The 18,358-nt window shown below is 46.0% G+C and carries 13 protein-coding genes; 2 read left to right on the top strand and 11 right to left on the bottom strand.

What is annotated here, in order from left to right; translation table 11 throughout:
• Window positions 1-45 precede the first annotated feature (45 nt).
• The 4 genes from IGJ74_RS00465 to IGJ74_RS00450 all read right to left on the bottom strand — a co-directional run bounded on the left by IGJ74_RS00465 (window position 46) and on the right by IGJ74_RS00450 (window position 6,740).
• Window positions 46-2,148 (bottom strand): SH3 domain-containing protein, encoded by a 2,103-nt coding sequence (locus tag IGJ74_RS00465; protein ID WP_087664754.1) that lies wholly within the window; start codon window positions 2,146-2,148, stop codon window positions 46-48.
• 221 nt (window positions 2,149-2,369) lie between these two features.
• Window positions 2,370-3,599 carry an L-lactate MFS transporter gene (locus IGJ74_RS00460; RefSeq protein WP_218193002.1) on the bottom strand — a complete coding sequence of 410 codons (1,230 nt, stop codon included), beginning with the start codon at window positions 3,597-3,599 and terminating at the stop codon, window positions 2,370-2,372.
• A 90-nt stretch (window positions 3,600-3,689) separates the two neighbouring features.
• Complete coding sequence (locus IGJ74_RS00455) at window positions 3,690-6,116, bottom strand: flavocytochrome c (protein ID WP_218193003.1); 2,427 nt, start codon at window positions 6,114-6,116, stop codon at window positions 3,690-3,692.
• Window positions 6,117-6,134: 18 nt separating this feature from the next.
• Window positions 6,135-6,740 (bottom strand): NADPH-dependent FMN reductase, encoded by a 606-nt coding sequence (locus tag IGJ74_RS00450; protein WP_008376652.1) that lies wholly within the window; start codon window positions 6,738-6,740, stop codon window positions 6,135-6,137.
• Window positions 6,741-7,003: 263 nt separating this feature from the next.
• Between IGJ74_RS00450 and IGJ74_RS00445 the strand changes: the two genes are divergently transcribed.
• Window positions 7,004-7,918 (top strand): LysR family transcriptional regulator, encoded by a 915-nt coding sequence (locus IGJ74_RS00445; protein ID WP_218193004.1) that lies wholly within the window; start codon window positions 7,004-7,006, stop codon window positions 7,916-7,918.
• A gap of 65 nt (window positions 7,919-7,983) precedes the next feature.
• Here the strand turns inward: IGJ74_RS00445 and IGJ74_RS00440 are convergent, their stop codons facing one another.
• From IGJ74_RS00440 to IGJ74_RS00430, 3 genes are all read right to left on the bottom strand, one after another.
• Entirely contained in the window at window positions 7,984-8,925 is a 942-nt protein-coding gene (locus tag IGJ74_RS00440) for an FAD:protein FMN transferase (protein WP_218193005.1), read from the bottom strand.
• 137 nt (window positions 8,926-9,062) lie between these two features.
• Window positions 9,063-10,271 carry an NAD(P)/FAD-dependent oxidoreductase gene (locus IGJ74_RS00435; protein ID WP_005232831.1) on the bottom strand — a complete coding sequence of 403 codons (1,209 nt, stop codon included), beginning with the start codon at window positions 10,269-10,271 and terminating at the stop codon, window positions 9,063-9,065.
• A 31-nt stretch (window positions 10,272-10,302) separates the two neighbouring features.
• Window positions 10,303-11,205: a prenyltransferase gene (locus IGJ74_RS00430; RefSeq protein WP_086294333.1), complete on the bottom strand. Its 903-nt coding sequence runs from the start codon at window positions 11,203-11,205 to the stop codon at window positions 10,303-10,305.
• 93 nt (window positions 11,206-11,298) lie between these two features.
• Between IGJ74_RS00430 and IGJ74_RS00425 the strand changes: the two genes are divergently transcribed.
• Window positions 11,299-12,279, top strand: a complete 981-nt coding sequence (locus IGJ74_RS00425; RefSeq protein ID WP_005226544.1) for a polyprenyl synthetase family protein — start codon at window positions 11,299-11,301, stop codon at window positions 12,277-12,279.
• A gap of 54 nt (window positions 12,280-12,333) precedes the next feature.
• Here the strand turns inward: IGJ74_RS00425 and cydC are convergent, their stop codons facing one another.
• Genes cydC through IGJ74_RS00405 form a run of 4 tightly spaced genes read right to left on the bottom strand, consistent with a single transcriptional unit; the run spans window position 12,334 to window position 18,251 of the window.
• A complete protein-coding gene (cydC, locus tag IGJ74_RS00420) occupies window positions 12,334-14,094 on the bottom strand; it encodes a thiol reductant ABC exporter subunit CydC (protein ID WP_218193006.1) in 1,761 nt (586 codons plus the stop codon).
• Window positions 14,087-15,808: a thiol reductant ABC exporter subunit CydD gene (gene cydD / locus IGJ74_RS00415; protein WP_016611632.1), complete on the bottom strand. Its 1,722-nt coding sequence runs from the start codon at window positions 15,806-15,808 to the stop codon at window positions 14,087-14,089. The genes cydC and cydD overlap by 8 nt, the downstream gene beginning before the upstream one ends.
• Complete coding sequence (gene cydB, locus IGJ74_RS00410) at window positions 15,805-16,824, bottom strand: cytochrome d ubiquinol oxidase subunit II (protein WP_005232836.1); 1,020 nt, start codon at window positions 16,822-16,824, stop codon at window positions 15,805-15,807. The genes cydD and cydB overlap by 4 nt, the downstream gene beginning before the upstream one ends.
• Window positions 16,821-18,251, bottom strand: coding sequence for a cytochrome ubiquinol oxidase subunit I (locus IGJ74_RS00405; protein WP_005232838.1), 1,431 nt, complete (start codon window positions 18,249-18,251; stop codon window positions 16,821-16,823). Before IGJ74_RS00405 ends, cydB begins: the two co-directional genes overlap by 4 nt.
• Window positions 18,252-18,358 lie beyond the last annotated feature (107 nt).

Raw genomic sequence — 18,358 nt, 5'->3', positions numbered from 1 at the left:
AAAAAACCGCGTGAGCCAATGGCTTGCACGCGGTTTTTTTGCTTGTTACTTGGAAACGATCAGTTTTTGACCGACAAAGATCGTATAGCTGCTGTTGATGTTGTTCCATGATGCGAGTTGGCTGATGCTGGTGTTATATTTTTGTGCCAGTGACCATAAGCTGTCCCCTGATTTCACCGTGTGCGTCTTCGTTGAACTGCTGCTGGTATTCGTATTAGAAGACCCACTGCTAGCAGACGTCAAGTAGGCACCACTGACCCAGCCTTTGCCAGAAACATAATACCATTTGTTCGTGCCATTGACGGTCGTCCCGGTTTTTGTTGCGGTAACCGTGACGGTTGCTCCTTTACTTAAAGAACCAGTAATACTACTGCTGGTAGAAGCATCGGAACGAACATTTAAAATCTCGGTGGTTTTCATTTGCTGATTTGTGGTTGTTGAACCGTTATTATTGGAAGAGCTGCTGGTTGTTGTCAAGTAGGCACCACTGACCCAACCTTTGCCAGAAACGTAGTACCACGTTTTATTGCCTTCCACTGAAGTGCCGTTCTTTTTCGCTGTCACGGTAACGGTCACCCCTTGACCAAGCGTTGTCACGACACGGCTGCTGGTAGAAGCATCGGAGCGGACATTCAATGCGGCCGTCGTTTTCATTTGTTGATTGATACTTGAACCATTGTCTTCTTTTTCCGCTTCAGAAGAATTATTGTTGGTCACTTCAGTAAGGTAGGCACCGCTGACCCAACCTTTGCCAGAGACATAATACCAATTTTTGTTGCCATTGACTGATGTGCCGGTTTTCATGGAAGTGGCAGTAAAGGTCGTGCCTTTGCTAAGTGACCCTACCACTGATCCGCTAGTGGACGCGCTAGAACGAATATTCATCGCTTCCGTCGTCTTCATTTGCTTGTTGATCGTCGTACCGGAATTGCCATTGTCAGAACCGGTGTTGCCTGATCCGCTATTGTTGTTTGAAGAGTCGGTCGAAACCTTCGTCAAATACGCGCCGCTGACCCAACCTTTGCCAGAAATTTTATACCACGTGGTGTTGCCATTGACGCTGGTGCCGGTTTTGGTCGCCGTTGCCGTAAACGTCGTATTAGCTGCTAACGAACCAGTAATAGAGGCACTGGTGGAAGCATCGGAACGAATATTCATAGATGACGTGGTTTTCATCTGCTGATTGATCGCTGTTTCATCACTGACGATCGTTTCATTGCTATTGCCGCCACCTGTGTTTGAGCTGCCAGTATCATATTGCGTTAAATTATACGTACTGATCAAATTGTTTAATTTGCTGGCATAAGAAGTATCGGTTGCATACCGCCCTTGTAGCCAAGCGGTTGCTTGCGTGTAAGAGGTCGTATTGCTTTTCCATGCACCGCTGTAATAGTAGTTGCCGCTAGAAAAACTCGTGTTGCGCAACACATATGCATTGTCTTCAAAAGACTCTTTTAATGATGGGTATTTCCGAAACTTAGCGCTGATCAAATAATAATTGCCAGAACCATCATCTTCATAGGTATCCATCGTCACGTATTGGCCGTTGTAGCTGCCTTTGATCCCAAACATATTGTTGGCCGTGGTCGTCAAAGTCGAGGCGCCCCAACCAGATTCCAAAATCGCTTGTGCCATCATAACAGAGGCATACAGATCGTTTGCTGCCGCCACTTCCGTTGCATAGCCGCAAATCTGACTGATAAAGGCAGCCGGATCGATCGTTGCCCGTGAAAATAATGCCCGACTAGTCAAATCAGAAAGGGCTGATGGTACTTCATCTGCTTCTAAGACTTCATCACTAGCGACTGTTGTGCTTTCTGTCGTCGCTGTTTCTGATCCCTCAGTAACTGCTTCAGCTCCTGACTCCTCCGTTATTTCCGAAGTTCCTTCGGTCGCAACAGGTGCTGTCGTCGATTCTGTCGTTTCCTCAACCGGCGTGCTGTCGGTTTCTGGTGTAGTGTTTGTTGTTTGTTCAACGACCTTAAGGTCATTGCTGGTTGCTGTCGTTGCCGTTTCAGCCGCATGCCCTAAGGTCGGGATAAACGTTGATCCCGCTACTAAAGTAGTAGCCATCGTAATACTTTTTTGGGTATATTGCGTGCGCTTCAAGCGCTTTTCTAAGCGGCGTCGTTCTTTACGAATTGTCATTTAATCCCTCCGTCGTATTAGCCTTTTATTATTGTAACACGATTTATTAAAAAATGGGGGGTTAAGATGAAAAAACAGTGAAATCAACGAGATAAATTCTTGCTATGAAACAGTTTTCTCTTTTGCTTCATCCGCCAATACTCTGTTCTAAAAAAAGAAAAAAGAGTTGTTTTAGCACCAAAAAAGCAGCCTTTATCAAAAAGACTACTTTTGGTGAATTGTTATTTAATAACAGGTGCGGGCTTTTTGGCTTTTTTTAGCATCGCATAGCCTATGTTGAGAACAAGCCCAAAAACTGCTAAGAAAATTGCCGTATAGAAGGCTTTTGTATAATCTCCTTGGTTACTTTCTGCGATTGCTGCTGCCACTCTGGGGCCAAAGAATGCCGCCGTAGAATAACCAATAAAGACGATTCCATAGTTGACCCCTTGATTGATCGGTCCGTAATTTTCCATAACGATCGATGGGAATACCCCCATCACGCCACCGAAGCACAGTCCTAAACCGATGATCCCGACAGTGAAGATCACAGTTGTTTGACCAAGCGTCAATAAGAATAAGGACAATGCCACCACACCATAGATGATCATCAACGTATTCGTCCGACCAATTTTATCAGAAACGGTGCCCCAAAGGACACGACCAAAACAGTTGCTCAATGAGTACAAGCTGACATAAAAGGCAGCGGCCGCTGCCGTCAAACCAAACATACTTTGCCCAATCACTGAGGCGTTGGAAGCAATCATCAAACCTGAGAAAGCCCCTACCCCTAACATAACGATAATCAAGTAAAAAGTTGGTGTCTTCAGCATGTCCAACCAATTTAGATTGATTTGAGGACCATTTTTTCCTTGATCCGCTGGTTGCCAACCTGCTGGACAGTAATTTTCTGGTGCTTTACGAATAAATAGACTAGCCACCAAGACGATCACGATATAGGCAATTCCTAAAATCCGAAACGCCGCTAAGACATCTTGTGATTCGATCAAACGATTCGCAATCGGTGCGGCAATAATCGCTGCCCCACCCATACCTGCTGTGATCAAGCCCGAAGCCAGTCCCCGTTTATCCGGGAATAACCGAATCGTATTGCTTAAACAAGCCGAATAGGCAAAGCCTTGCCCTAAACCAGCAAAGACTCCATAAGTCAGGTACAGCATAGCGGGTGAGTTGACCAAACCCGTCAGGAAGAAACCCGCTCCGAACAACACGCCTCCACCAGCGATGACCCATCTAGCGGCTCCTCGGTCTGTCAGCAAACCACCCAAAATCATGGTAATCGGGCCAACTGCGGCATTGATGGTAAAGGCTAGCATGATCTCTTCCATGGACCAACCTTTTAATTGACTAAGAGGTCCTGCAAAGACACTAAAGGCATATACAGCGCCCGTACACAGCAACACTGCGGTCGAAGCGATCAGAATCAGCCAGCGATTGATTTTTGTTTCCATTTTTTCTCTCCTTTGTTTTAAGCATGTTACTTTATTCACATGTTTTTTCAAAAGCTAGCGCGCGTGACGAGTCACAACGCGCAAGGCTTTTTATTCGAGATGTTCTGCGACTGCTGTCTTTCCAGCAATCCGGCCAAAAGTAAAGATGTCTGTCAACGAATTGCCGCCTAAGCGATTGCCGGCATGGATCCCCCCAGCAACTTCTCCTGCTGCATATAGTCCTTCAATGATTTGATCTTCCTTCGTCAACACATGGGTTTGCGGATCGATCTTCAATCCTCCCATCGTGTGGTGAACCGCTGGTTTTCTTGGTGTGGCATAGAAAGGCGCTTTTTCCACTTTCAAGTCGAAAACATCTTTGCCAAACTCTGGGTCTTTCCCAGCATCCACATAGCTGTTGTATTTCGCAACGGTCGCCTCTAAGACGGCTGGATCAACATTGATCTGCTCTGCCAGGCCAGCCAAGGTCTCACTGCGGAACAGCGTACCAGCAGCTACTTGCTTATCGATTTTTTCTTGGCTCGTGTTATAAGCGGTTTTCTTGATCTCTTCATCCGCGATCAAATAGAACAATCCGCCATTATCGATCGCCGCTTGGGTCAATACATCGCGGCTTTCGTACTCATTGACAAAGCGCTCCCCCTTTTGATTGACCATCACAAAGTTAGCTGGCGGCACTTGCAGCCCACTGAATAAAGCCCCTGTGTTCGGATCAGATACGGGCATCATTTGTGAAAAGCCCATGCCAACAAGTTCCGCGCCAGCACTTTCCCCTAGTTTGATCCCGTCACCAGTGATCGCTGGTGAATTTGACGTTTTGATATCGTCTTCGATCTCTGTCCAATAGGTATTGTATTGTTTCAACATTTTGGTGTTCGCTCCGAACCCGCCGGAAGCCAAAATCACTGCTTTGGCATGGATTGTGATTTTTTGACCGTTACGGCCTTCCCCGATGATTCCAGTAACCTTACCATCTTCGATCAATAATTCTTTGACAGGCGTATCGGTTAAGATCGTTCCGCCATGTTCTTTCACGAATTGATGCAAAGCCGATACAAAGGCATACCCTTCGTTTTTGACTGGTTTATGCCCACGGCGCCATTTCGCTCCTACTGGCATATCGACATTGTTCATATCAAATTCTACGCCGATTTCTTCTAACCATTTCACTGAGGCCAATGCTTGATCCGTCAAGATTTTCACTAGCTCGTACTTCCCATAGATCGGTTGCCCATGCAAATCTTTGCGTTTTCCGCCTAGATAAGTTTGGATTCGATGCCACAAAGCAGAATCAAACAAGTATTCTTTTTCTGGCGTCGTTTCTGAAAGATACGCAGTGATTTGTGCCTTCAAAGCTTTGAAGTCTGGCAAGTATTCTGCATCGATGTCTTGTTCATCGATCGTCAGCACTTCTTCTAAAGCACTGCGTTCGCCAGGCAATGCGGAGAAGCCGTTTTGCCATTTTGGATCCGCAGCATTCATCGGTCCGCCAGTACGTACGGTATTGCCGCCGATCGCTGGGAATTTTTCTACTAAGATCACGTCTTTATTGGCTTGCAGCACACTGGCAGCTGCACTCAGACCTGCGCCGCCGCCACCTACGACAACGACATCGGTAGTATACGTTTCATCTTCTGTTTGTAAAGCACTGGCGGCTTTTGGACGTTTGCGCAAGACATCTGGGTTCGCACCAGCCATTTTCACGGCTTTTGCTACCCCATCGACGACACCGTTACTAGTAACCGAAGCACCAGAGATCGCATCGACATTTAAGGTTTGCCCTTCAATGATCTCTTGAGGGATCCGTACGAAAACGACATCAGCGATCCCTTCTGATTCACCAGACGTATCGATATCGATGGCTTCGATCCGTTCTTCGCTTAATTTGACGACCATTGGTAGATCCCCGTTATGTCCTGGTGCTGTGACGGTGTATTCACCAGGCTCATAAACGACTTCTTCTGGTACGTTCAACAAATTAGCGACTTCCGTAAACCGAACGAACTTGCGGAAACAGCTTTCCAAAAAGTCGATCGTTCGTTGATCTTTTAAATTGCCTTGTTCATCAAAGGCTTGATGCGCACGCCCCAGCAAGAACTCATTTCCTGGCATGACTGTCGCATTGACACCTGGAGCGTCAAGGATTTGGCGCAAATGAAGCTGTGCTCGGGAGGAGCCTTGCACATCGTAGGATGCGCCGACGATCATCACTGGTTTGCCATCAAAGGGATGGAGATTGAAGGAGAGCCATTCCAAGACGCTTTTCAATGCGGAAGGAATCGAATGGTTATGCTCTGGTGTTGCGATAATCACTCCATCGGCTGCTAAAATCTTGCTATTTAACCGTTGGATCACTTCGCTATTGGTTTGATCTTGTGTTTCATTGAACATTGGAACATCCTTGATTTCCAGCAGTTCAATTTCTGCTAGGGCAGCAAATTCTCGCTGCATAAACGCTACTAATTGGCGATTGGTCGATTTTTTGGCGTTCGTTCCGATTAGGCCGACAAATTTCATGACTAGTTCCTCTCTTTCTTATGCTTGTTCCCACGAAAATTTCTTTGCTCGTTCTTTAGCCGTTGAATATTCACTGACCAGACGGTTCGTGATTTCGACGAACAAGACAAATTCATTGAAACAGTCTTCTAGTTCGGCAACTTTTTCGTTATCGATCAAGTTTCCTTGTTCATCGAAGGCTTGCATGGAATGCCCTAACAAAAATTCCGCACTCGGCATGATTCGGGCTTTTACTTCAGGCGCATCTAAGATCTGACGCAAGTGGGCTTGGGCTCTCGATGAACCTAATGCACCAAGAGAAGCACCCGTGATCATCACTGGTTTATCGATCAAAGGCCGCGTCGTATAAGAAAGCCATTCGATCATGCTTTTTAACACCGCTGGGATCGAGTGGTCGTATTCTGGTGTACTGATGATTACCCCATCTGCTGCTTCGATCTTCTCTGACAAGGCTTGGACTGCCGCTGGTGCCGTCCGATCTTCTGGTTCATTAAATGCCGGCAGATCACTGATTTCGCAAAGTTCGATCTCCGCTTGGTCACTAAAATGGCTTTGAATAAATTGCAGTAAGCGACGGTTGGTCGAACGCGTCGAGTTGGTTCCTACGATTCCAATCAATTTCATTATCATCTCTCCTAATTGTGAATAATTTAACATTTAACAAAAAATAAAAAGTTTTTGACCATTGGCTTTGATTTCTTTTTTCAATCGTTTCTCAAGTTGTTTTTTACGACCTACTGAGATGAAAGGCTTCTTCCTAAACAAAAAAATCTTCCCCAAGTACCCATTAAGTGTACGGCTGAATTTTTTATTTGTGAAATATTTATTTAATTATCCATCGATAACAAATTTGTTATAATGAGAAAAATGACTAGGAGGACAACGCGATGGCACTTAAAGATTCCCATCTGATGCTGCAATACCTCGATACCTTGTTAAAGCATAGCAACTACACCAAAGCCGCCAAAGATCTCTACATTTCACAGCCTTACTTGACGCAAACCGTGAAACGAGCCGAGCAAGAGCTAGGGACCCCCATCATCAATCGGCAGCCGGGACATTTTCAACTGACGGAAGCTGGTAAAATCTATTATCAATATCTAGAAACCTTGGAAACAGAATCTGCCAAATTGAAAAGTCGGCTGTCTTGGTATACCGCGACCGAGAAGCGTTCTTTGCGCTTAGGCATCTTGCCAAGCCTTGGTTCTTACCTGCTGCCGCTCTTTTTGCCTGCGTATTATGAACACTATCCCAACGTGCACTTTTTCTTGCGGGAAGACCTGCCGAAGCACAATGAAAAACGCCTGCTGAATGGGCAGCTGGACTTTTTTATCGGACAAAATCCTGAGACGATCGCACCGAATCTAACGGTCCACAGTACCAATCAAGAACGGTATCTAGCGATCATTCCGCCTTGTTCTTCCCTGTATCAACCAGAGAAGCGGTATTTAGCGCCTGATTCATTGGCCGTCAAAGACTTGCTGCAAAGTCCATTGATTTTGACCGCCAGCGGCTCGGCGATTCGGCGCCAAATCGATCAATTGCTGCAAAAATACAAAGTAGAGGCGACGGTTCTCATAGAAAGCAGCAATATTTATACAGCAGCGGCATTGGCAGAAAACAACCTTGGGATTGCGATCGTACCAGAAAGCGTGCTACAAGCAGCGACCGCGACCCCTTTTAATCTTTATCCAATGCCAGAGGAACTCTTGTCCCTCACCTATTTTATTGCCCACCAAGCCGAACGGGCATTGTCAAACAGCGAAGCCGCCTTGATCGAGACCTTTTTGCACCACGTCTAACTTTCTTTTTTTACAAAAAAAACAAGCAGCGATCACCTATATTCCTAGGTAGTCGCTGCTTGTTTTCATTCTGCTGTTGGCGTTTCGATCAAACGTGCTAATTCTTGCGGATAGATCAATTCACCTTGTTTGGTAATGACTAATCCAGTGATCCCTTCTAACGGCGCCAGCTCCTGCAAGATGGCTGGCGGCTCTTTGCCGAATAAGCGGGTCGTCCAAATCTCTCCATCAACCGATTTGTCGGATAGAATCGTGACACTGGCAATGGCTGACTCTAACGGATAGCCCGTTTCTCGATCAAAGATATGATGATAGGTCTTGCCCGCTACCTGATAGGTTCGTTCATAGATCCCTGATGTAACGACTGACTGATTGTGTACCTTCAACGCGGCGACAAAATTCCCTCTTGGCAAGAAAGGATTTTGGATCCCGATCCGCCAATAGCCATCAGCATGGCTCGGGGCATCGCCGTAAGTCACCACATTGCCCCCAAGATCGATCAAAGCGGCTGTGACACCGACCTGCTTGAAATACGCCATCAACAAATCAGCAAAATACCCTTTCGCAACGGCCCCTAGATCAAGCTTCATGCCGGCAGCTAACCCAACGGTCTGCAGCGTTTCATCCAAAACGATCTTGGCGGGATCAGTCTTTGGCAGCAGTTCAGCAATTTTCTCAGGCGTTGGTAGATGGGCATCTTGAAACCCGATTCGCCATTCCTGCACTAAAGGACCGATGGCAATATTTAAGTAGCTATCTTTTGGCAAGCTATGGGTTTTCCCTAGTGCGATCAATTCAACCAATTCCGGTGTGGCGGCGATCGCTCCTTGTCCTGCCTGCTGATTGATCTGCATCAACTCAGACGTCGGGTCATTGGCACTAAAACGCTGTTCAAAGGCCACGGCTCTTTTCGCTGCTTCCTCTAAGATCACTTCTGGGGTTTCATGCTGCACCCAAATCGTGATCACCGTTCCCATTCCCTGTAACACTCGTTGACCTTCTGCCATTGTCCTTGCTCCTTTGTCCTCTTCTTTTGGCTATCATAGCAGTTTCTGGGAGAAAAAAGTAGTCTGCGGGATGCCGCCACTGCTTTTTTTGAAAAAAAAACTGCGAGGTCACCCTCGCAGTCTGCTGTCTCTATTGCTCAATGATAAAAGTCGAAGCGGCCTTTCGCCAATACTTCTTTGACCCCACCGGTTTGGTACAAGGAACGGTCCATAATGGCTTTTTTCACCACGGAAGCGGGATAGCCTTTGATGCCCATTTTCCCTACTAAGCCAAAGGCATGGGTATTGCCGATAGACGCCACTGAACCTAATGATTCAAAGTGGAAATCTGTTGGTTTTTCCCCGTTCATTTGACGTAAGATATTTTTACCCGCATGCTGCCCCATCTTCAAAGCGATTTGAGCCGTTGTTGGATACGGGCGATTGGTCGCTGGGTCCATGACTGCTGAAACATCACCGACAACATAGACGTTACTATGATCAGGGTCTGTTAGGTCTTGATTGACCATCACGCGACCACGACGAGCAGAAAAGTCTGATTCAGCCATCACATGGCTGCCGCTGACGCCTGTGGTCCAAACGATGGTTTTGGCTGATAATTCAGCTGTTGCTCCTGTATCGGCATCATCTTGATAGACAACGACACCCGGTTTGATTGATTTGATGGGTTTACCAGTCAGGAAGTTCACGCCCCATTTAACGAGATTTTTGATCCCATAATCCGATAGTTTTTCATCAAACATCGGTAATAAACGAGTCACTGCTTCGACACAATACAGTTTGATGTCTTCTGGCTTGACGCCTGCTGCTTTCGCAAAGGTTTTACGGTTTTCCACCAATGAACCCAGCAATTCGATTCCGGTAAAACCAGCACCGCAGACAACGATTTTTAGGTAGTCAGGATTTTGTGTTTCTTTGTATGCCTTCATTTGTTTCAACAAATGATGATAGATGTTTTCTGCGGAGTCGACATCCACCATTTCCAACGCATGCTCCTCGACACCAGGGATCCCAAATGATTCTGATTCAAAGCCTAACGCCACGATCAAATAATCATACGTGCACGTGGATTGATCTTTAAAAACGATCACTTGCTGGTTACGATCGATCGACGCAACTTCCTTTTGAACAAAGCTCGTCTTTTGGGGACGAACGACATCATTGATGGGATAGCAAATGCGGTCTCTTGGTTGCGTACCAGCCGCAACTTCATGAAGATCGGTTGCCTCATAATGATAATCGTTTTTGTCGATCAATGTGATGTGAAACGCTTCTTTTGCTCCTTGCAGTACGTGCAATGCTCGCAATCCAGCATACCCTGCTCCTAAAATGACAACTTCCTTCATGTTTCCTTACTTCCTTTCTTTGCTGTAAAAATTATAAAATCAAACCAATCGCAAAACACAGCACTTGTACGCATGCTCCGACCGCAAGGATCCGAACGGCACAAATGAAGGTCTCTCTTTTGATTTGTTTTTGCATAAATCGTTTTGTCTGTTGCCAGACAAAGGGCGCCGCGAAAAAGGTCAGAACCAGTGACCAAGGCGCAATGTTGAGAGCAACTGAGGCAATGATCGCAACAAACGCCAAGACGTTCATCACGATAAATAATTTCAACGCACGGGCTTTACCAAGGTAATGCACCAGCGTATAGCGCTCATTTTTTTCATCCTCTTCCAGATCACAAATGTTGTTTGCCAGCATCAAGTTGGCGATCCATAATGTGTTGGGTAATGAGATCAAGAAAATACTGCCAATCGTGGCAATGTTCCATTCAAAGGTTTGATAGGCATTGAGATAGACACAGATCAATGAGATCATAAAGCCCATCGTAAAGCCGGAAAAGAACTCGCCTAAAGGCAAACTAGAAAGCGGCCGTGGACCAGAGGAATAAAAGATCCCGACTAGGTAACAATACAGCCCCATCCAAAAGAGCGGCCAGCCAACCACCATTGCCAAGGCGATCCCCATGGCAGCGGAAAGGATGATCATGGAGACCATCAACCAAAAAACCAATTTGACAGACAATTGTTCCCGACCAATGATATTGGTTTTTTCTTTGTAATCATGCCCTTCTGTGGCATGATGGTAATCGTTGTAGTTATCTAAAATATCCACCGCCATATTGAAGATCAGCATGGCAATGAAATACAACAAGACATAGCCAAGATGAATCGTTTGATAATTGTACCAGCTGTAGCAGACACCAATAAAAAATGGCAAAATACTGGCGGTTTTTGCTTTAAATTCGACAAGTTCTAAAAATACAGGTAGCGTCACAACTTCACCTCCTTTAGTGAGTGCATTAAACTAGTCAATCACGCCCCTTTACGCTAGAATAAGGGCTGAATGACTGTTAGAAAGGGTTATACTATGTTTGACTTTTGGATCGATTATCCGACGATCGAACAACGATTGAAAACCGTATGTTCCATCATTGAAGAACACGTTACTGTTCGTAACAAAGAGATACAAGATGTTTTGATCGACTTTACTTATTCAGGTGGAAAAATGCTGCGGCCAGCGCTCTTTTTTTTATTTGCTGACTTAGGCGATCCCCATTATAAAAAAACCGACCAATTAACAAAAATTGCTGCTTCTCTAGAAATTTTACACATGGCCACTTTGATCCATGACGACATTATTGACGATTCGCCGCTGCGGCGCAGTCAAGTCACTGTTCAAGCCAAATATGGCAAGGATATCGCGGTCTACACGGGTGATCTTCTGTTCACCCAATTTTTTGAGCTTTTGATCGAAAGTATGAATGGCTCCCCGTTTTTAAAAACCAACGCACAAGCCATGAAACGACTCCTTTTAGGCGAACTTGATCAAATGCACACTCGCTACAACATCCATGAATCGATTGACGACTATCTGCAAAGCATCAACGGCAAAACCGCTGAACTGTTTTGGCTCGCTTGTCTCGAAGGCGCTCATTTTGGCGGCCTCGACACAGAAAACCAAGAACGAGCTGGTGAGATCGGGCGCAACATCGGGATCGCCTTTCAAGTATTCGACGATATTCTCGACTACACCTCTGATAGCGGCACCTTGAAAAAACCGATTCTAGAAGATTTGGCGCAAGGGGTCTATACCTTGCCGCTGCTATTTGCCAAAGAACAGGCACCTGCAGCATTCGCTCCTTATTTGAATAAAAAAGCAGCACTCTCCTTGGCAGAAGCCCAAGAAGTTGCGGATCTTGTCGTCCGTTACGGCGGTGTCGAAAAAGCGCGCGCTTTCGCGGTCACCTACACGCAAAAAGCCTTAGACGACATCGATCTGCTGCCAGAAGCACCTAGCAAGGCCAAAATTCGTTCATTAACTGAACTGCTCTTGCAGCGCAATTACTGAGCCATAGCGCAATGATAAGAAAAGCGTCCATCACTGATTGATGGACGCTCTTTTTTATCGTCGTCCTTGGTCAATGGCCAATAAGTGTTGAAAATGTTTATTTTCTGCGGCCAATTCGGCAGGTGTTCCGCTCATGGTCAACTGACCATCTTCAATAAAAAGCACACGATCCATCATCGAAATTCCTTGCAAGTGGTGGGTGATCCAAATGATCGTTTTGTTCTCCAGCACTTGGAAAAAGGTTTCAAGTACGCCTTGCTCCGTGATTGGGTCTAAGCCGACGGTTGGCTCATCCAATAAGATGATTGGGGTGTCTTTTAGCAAGATTCGCGCCAATGCCAAACGATGCCGTTCTCCACCAGAAAAACGCAAGCCGGCTTCATCCACCATCGTCGCCAAACCATTAGGCAAAGCTGCCACCATTTCTTTCAACCCGACTTGCTCCAGTACGCGCCAGACTTCTTCTTCCGAAGCCGACTCATTGCCTAGCCGAATATTATTCAAGACGGTCGTATGGAAAAGATAGGGACTTTGATTGATGACACCGATCAAGTCACTGATTGACTCACTCAATGCCGTCACTGGCACGTCATTTAAGGTGATCGCCCCTTGCGTCGGTTGCAGATCGCCTCGCAACAAGGAGGCAAATGTACTTTTCCCAGAACCGCTGCGGCCAAGGATCGCTAGTTTTTGATGTGCAGGAATCGTTAGATCCAGCCCATGAAGCACTTCTTTGCCTTCAGGATACTGAAAATGCAAGTCCTTGACTGTGATCGACACGAGGCCCGTCACTTCAGGTATTGACGGTTGCTCCATGGAGACCTCTTGGCTATTTTCTTCTGGTAATGCATTGAAGCGATCGATGGAGTCTTTGTAGCGATTGGTTTCTTGAGCAGCTGACGGTAATGGCGCAAATGCATCAACTAAAGGAAAGACGCACAGGACAAAGGCAGCGATCCAGTTGGCTGCTCCTCCGTGGTTACCTGGAAAGCGAATGCTGGTCCAAAGTAGCAATGCGACAGCGATCACCCCAAAGATGCTTTGTAAAAGAAAATCACGCCGGCGATCAAAGGACAGCATCTGTTCATCCACCGCCCGCAACTGCGTTTCCAGTTCCTTATGGGCAGCCACGTACTCGCTCCCTCTTTGAGAGAAGACCCAATCAGAAACCCCTAATACATTATCCGTCAGTGTCGTATACAAGTTGTTTTTCATGTGTTTTTGCTTTTCTTGCCGCGCGCCGTTGATGATCACCGACCAAAGCGGCAAGACAAAGACGATGATCCCTAATAGCAGCAGCATCACCAAAGCAAACCACCAAGAAAAATAGCCTAGTCCAATGATCAAGAACGCATACAAGATCCAAGCGATCACAGTAGGAAAGATCGTCCGCAAATACAGGTTTTGAATATGGTTGATATCTTCTGCCAATAAGCCCAAGATATCCCCTGTGCGATGCGCTTGCTTAAAGAAGATCGCATCTTTTTCTACTACGTTATACAATTTCAAACGTAAATTAGAGGTCATGCGCAAGACCCAGCTATGACTGGTCAACCGTTCCAAGTAGCGAAAGACTGGACGGCCGATCCCAAACGCTCGGGTCAGTACGATCGGGATGTAAACCAATAGAATGTTTTCTGGGATCGATGCCGAGCGGCTGATCAGGTACCCCGAATTAAACATCAGTGCCCCACCACAGAAAAAGGTCAAGAAGCCTAGGAATAAGGCCAGCGCCAAAACGTTTTTGTATTTTGACAAGAAAGGCTTGACCCAGGTATCGGTTTTCAATGAGCGCAATAAGCCGATTTTATTCAAGCTGTTCCCTCCTCATTCCATTGACTAGTTCTGTAAAAGCACCTTGCTTTTGCTGCAGTTGTGTCAAGGTGCCTTGTTCCACGATTCTTCCTTGATCCATCACGATGATTTCATCCATTTCTTCCATCCAGTGCAAGCGATGGGTTGCAAAAAAGACTAACCGGTTTTCCATCAGCGGCAGCATCCGTTCCTTTAAGGCAACTTCAGTTTCAATATCCAAATGTGCCGTTGGTTCATCAAACAAAAGAATCTTTCGTTGCTGATCTAAGAAGGCACGGGCTAAAGCGATCCGTTGGGCTTGTCCACCACTTAGATGCCGTTCCCCTTCTCCTAACATCGTGTCCAACCCTTGCGGCAGCTCTGCCAAAAGCTCAGTCAAGCCTGCCACTTCAATGGCTTTCAGTACGGCTTCTTTGGTAGCTGTCGGCTGATAAAACGCGACATTTTCCTGCAAGGTCAACCGATAGATATAAGGATTTTGCGGAATATAGATCAGCTGTTCTTGCCAGCTTGCTTGGCGAAAGGCCGTGGTTTGGGCTCCTCCAAGAGTGATCTCGCCACTGTCTGGCACGAGAAAGCCACTCAAAGTATTGATCAAGGTAGACTTGCCAGAACCGCTCAGACCGATGATCCCGATCTTTTTGAAGCCAGTCACGTTCAAGTTGATATCCCTCAAAGCTGCTTTTTCCTCGTAGGAAAAAGCCAGCTGATCAATCGTTAACTGGGCGTCTTCCTGCCAACGAGGCACCGTTACTGCCGGTACTTGGGCTTCCGGCTGATGCAAGATCTCCGTCACCGCAGTCATCGCATTTTTCCCGTCTAAGGTTGCATGATAATCACTGGAAAAGTCGCGGATTGGCAAGAAATATTCTGGTGCTAAAATCAAGATAGTTAACGCCGGAAACAGCAAGATCCCTTCATTGATCAGCCGCAAGCCTAGCAAGACTGCCACGACGGCAATCGATAAGGTCGTGAAAAAGTCTAAGGCGAAGGTCGATAAAATACCGACTTTTAATGAAGCCATCGTCGCTTTCCGAAACCGTTCGCTGGAAGCAAAGATACTTTTGCCATATTTTTTACTGACCCCAAACAATTTCAGCGTGTCGATCCCTCGCAAAGAATCGATGAAATGATTGGACAATAATTGAAACGTCCGGTATTGTTTTTCCGCTTTGCTTTGGGCGGCATAGCCCAAGATGATCATAAAAATGATGATCAAGGGGAACACCAACAGCAAGACCAAGCCGGATTCCCAATCCAGATAAAAAACGAGTGCCAAAATGACCCAAGGAATGATCGACATATTCATGATTTTGGCAAGAATCAATTTCAAGTAGTTTTCGACTTGGTTGATCCCTTCCAAGACCATCGTTGTTACATTTCCCGTCCCTTGCTGTTGTGCGATCTGAGGACCGACACGAAACAATTTCTCCAATAATTGATCCCGCAGATCGGCAGCTTGCTGGTAACTGTAATCATCGAGTCTTTTGGAACGGAAATAGATAACGGCTTGCCGGGCGATAAACGAACAAAAGAACAGCAGAATCCAGCCCCACTGTTCCTCTAATGGTCGTCCTTCCCATAAGCCAGTGATGGCACGTGCCAATCCATACGCCTGCCCAATAATGAAGAGCGCCTGCAGGAACGAAAGTCCCGCAAGCAGCCCTAAAAGTTGTTTCATTCCTGGGAGCTTCATGATTTGTTTATCAATCATTTATACCCCTCCAACGCCTCCGTATGACTGATCCGCTTACGGAAGATATAGTAACTCCAAGCCGTATAGGCCAAGACGAAAGGCAAGATCGTCAGTGAAAGATAACTCATGATCTTCAATGTGTAGCGGCTTGAAGACGCATCAGCGATCAACAGGTCATAGCTTGAATCGATCGAACTGATCAAGACTCTTGGGAATAACCCTGTGAAGATCAATGCCACCAAAGCGATCAACGTCAAGCCGCTCGCAATGAAAGCCATCATTTCTTTGCCTTTAAAGACGCCGATATTTGCAATCAGTGTCAGTACAACGATCACAAGCAACAAACCAAGCGTTGTCGCAAAATGATTCTCAAAGAAATCCGTTTGGAAGTAAAGCATCACAGCAAAGACGATTAAGCCTGCATATAGGATGCCATAAAAAATACTTGCATAGTTGCGTGCCCGTGCCCGAATCGGACCTTCCGTTTTCAAAGCGATATAGTTTAATCCGTGCAAGTAGCACAACAAGGTCAACGCGATCCCGCCAACGATTGAAAAGGGATTGACGTAATCCGTAAAGGTTGCGGTCATGTTGCCATCTTCACCCAAAGGCATTCCTTGGATCATGCTGACAAACATCAGACCGAAGAAAAACGGTACGATCGTACTGCCGATCGTCAACGTCCAGTTCCAAATGTTTTTGTGCTCTTTCGGGAAGTTCGCTCGAAACTCAAAGGAGACACCACGAATGATCAACCCAACTAAGATCAACAGCAAAATCAAATAAAACCCGCTGAACAAAGAAGCATACCAGTATGGAAATGAGGCGAACATCGCTCCGCCGGCGGTCAATAGCCACACTTCATTGCCATCCCAGACAGGCCCGATCGTTTTAACGATCTGGTCTTTTTCCTCTTCATTGTGAGCCAATGTCTGCACAGACATCCCCACACCAAAGTCAAACCCTTCTAAGAAGAAGAATCCGGAAAATAAAAGCCCAATCAACGTGAACCATAGTAATTGCAGACCGGTCATCCTTCAAACGCCTCCTTATCAAATGGGTCTTCGTACCCATCTTGGTTGTCTCCTTGGCTGATTTCACCAAAGGCTTCTTTTTCAGGTCCATGATCCATTTCCCGTTTCACAAGATAGACCATTGTTCCGCCTAAGCCAGAGAATAAGAGGAAGTAAACGATATTTGAGATCAAGAGAGAGGTCACGGAAACGTTTGGTGACACACTATCTTCGATCGTAAACAAGCCGTAAACCGTCCATGGGTAACGCCCTAACTCCGTGATCAGCCAACCAGCTGTATTGGCAATAAATGGGGTGAACAAAGTGATTGCCACTACCCAAAGTAACCAGCGTTTTTCAAAGAGCCACGGTTTCTTCTTACGCGTAAAATACAACCCCAGACCAGAAACCAACAGCATCAAGGCACCAAAACCAGCCATGATCCGAAAGCTCCAAAAGAGTGTGTTGACCGGCGGGTAGTAATTACGGTCGCCGTAGGTTTCAATCAATTGCTGATTGACCGTATCCATCCCATCGATTGAGCCGAAGGGTTCATTGAAGGCTAAGATACTCAACATATATGGAATCGAAATACCGAAAACTTGGTGATGTTCCGCTTCATTCGCCCAAGCAACGACAGTCCAAGCCGCAGGACTCCCGGTATCTTCATAAGTTCCTTCCATTGCGGCAAATTTCATTGGTTGTTCTTCAACCAAGTATTTCATTTGTTCATCCCCGGCTAGCAAGACGGTGAATGAACCGAACAATGCCACCGCAAAACCGATCCGCATTGATTTTTTGAAAAAATCGCGGTCAATGTCTTTGTCTTTCTTCAATAGACGAAAGGCTGATAAACCAGCAACAATGATCCCACCCATCGTGATGGCTGCGGTGATCACGTGTAAAAACTCATACCACACTTGTGGATTTGCCAATAATGCACCGAAGTCAGTCATTTCTGCCCGGCCATTGTTCAAGGTATACCCCACTGGATGCTGCATAAAACTATTGGCAGCTAAGATCCAAAACGCCGATAGCATCGAACCAAGCGTCACCAACCAGAAAAAGGTGGCGTGCAGCTTGGGACTGACCCGATCCCATGTAAAGATCCACAGTCCTAAGAACGTCGATTCTAAGAAGAACGCCAACAAAGCCTCCAAAGCCAAGGGCGCACCAAAAATATCCCCGACAAAACGAGAATAGTCTGACCAGTTCATCCCAAATTGAAATTCTTGAATGATCCCTGTCACGACCCCGACAGCAAAACTTAATAGAAAAATATTTCCCCAAAACTTCGTCATCCGGCGATATTTTTCATCTTTTTTGATCACATAAAGTGTCTCCATAATTGCAACGACGACACCAGTTCCGATCGAAAACGGTACAAAGAAAAAGTGAAAAATCGTCGTCATCGCAAACTGGATTCGCGCTAGTGTCACAATATCCATCCTACATCCTCCTATTTCATAAAAAAGTGCATTAAAATAATTCTAAAGAAAGAAAAATTCCAACTTCGAATATACTCCTCTAATCAGTAAAAAAGAAGCAAATTGCT

It is taken from the genome of Enterococcus sp. AZ009 (assembly GCF_050548785.1).
In the GTDB taxonomy this organism is placed as follows: domain Bacteria; phylum Bacillota; class Bacilli; order Lactobacillales; family Enterococcaceae; genus Enterococcus_D; species Enterococcus_D entomosocium.
This window is presented reverse-complemented; position numbering and strand designations above follow the sequence as displayed.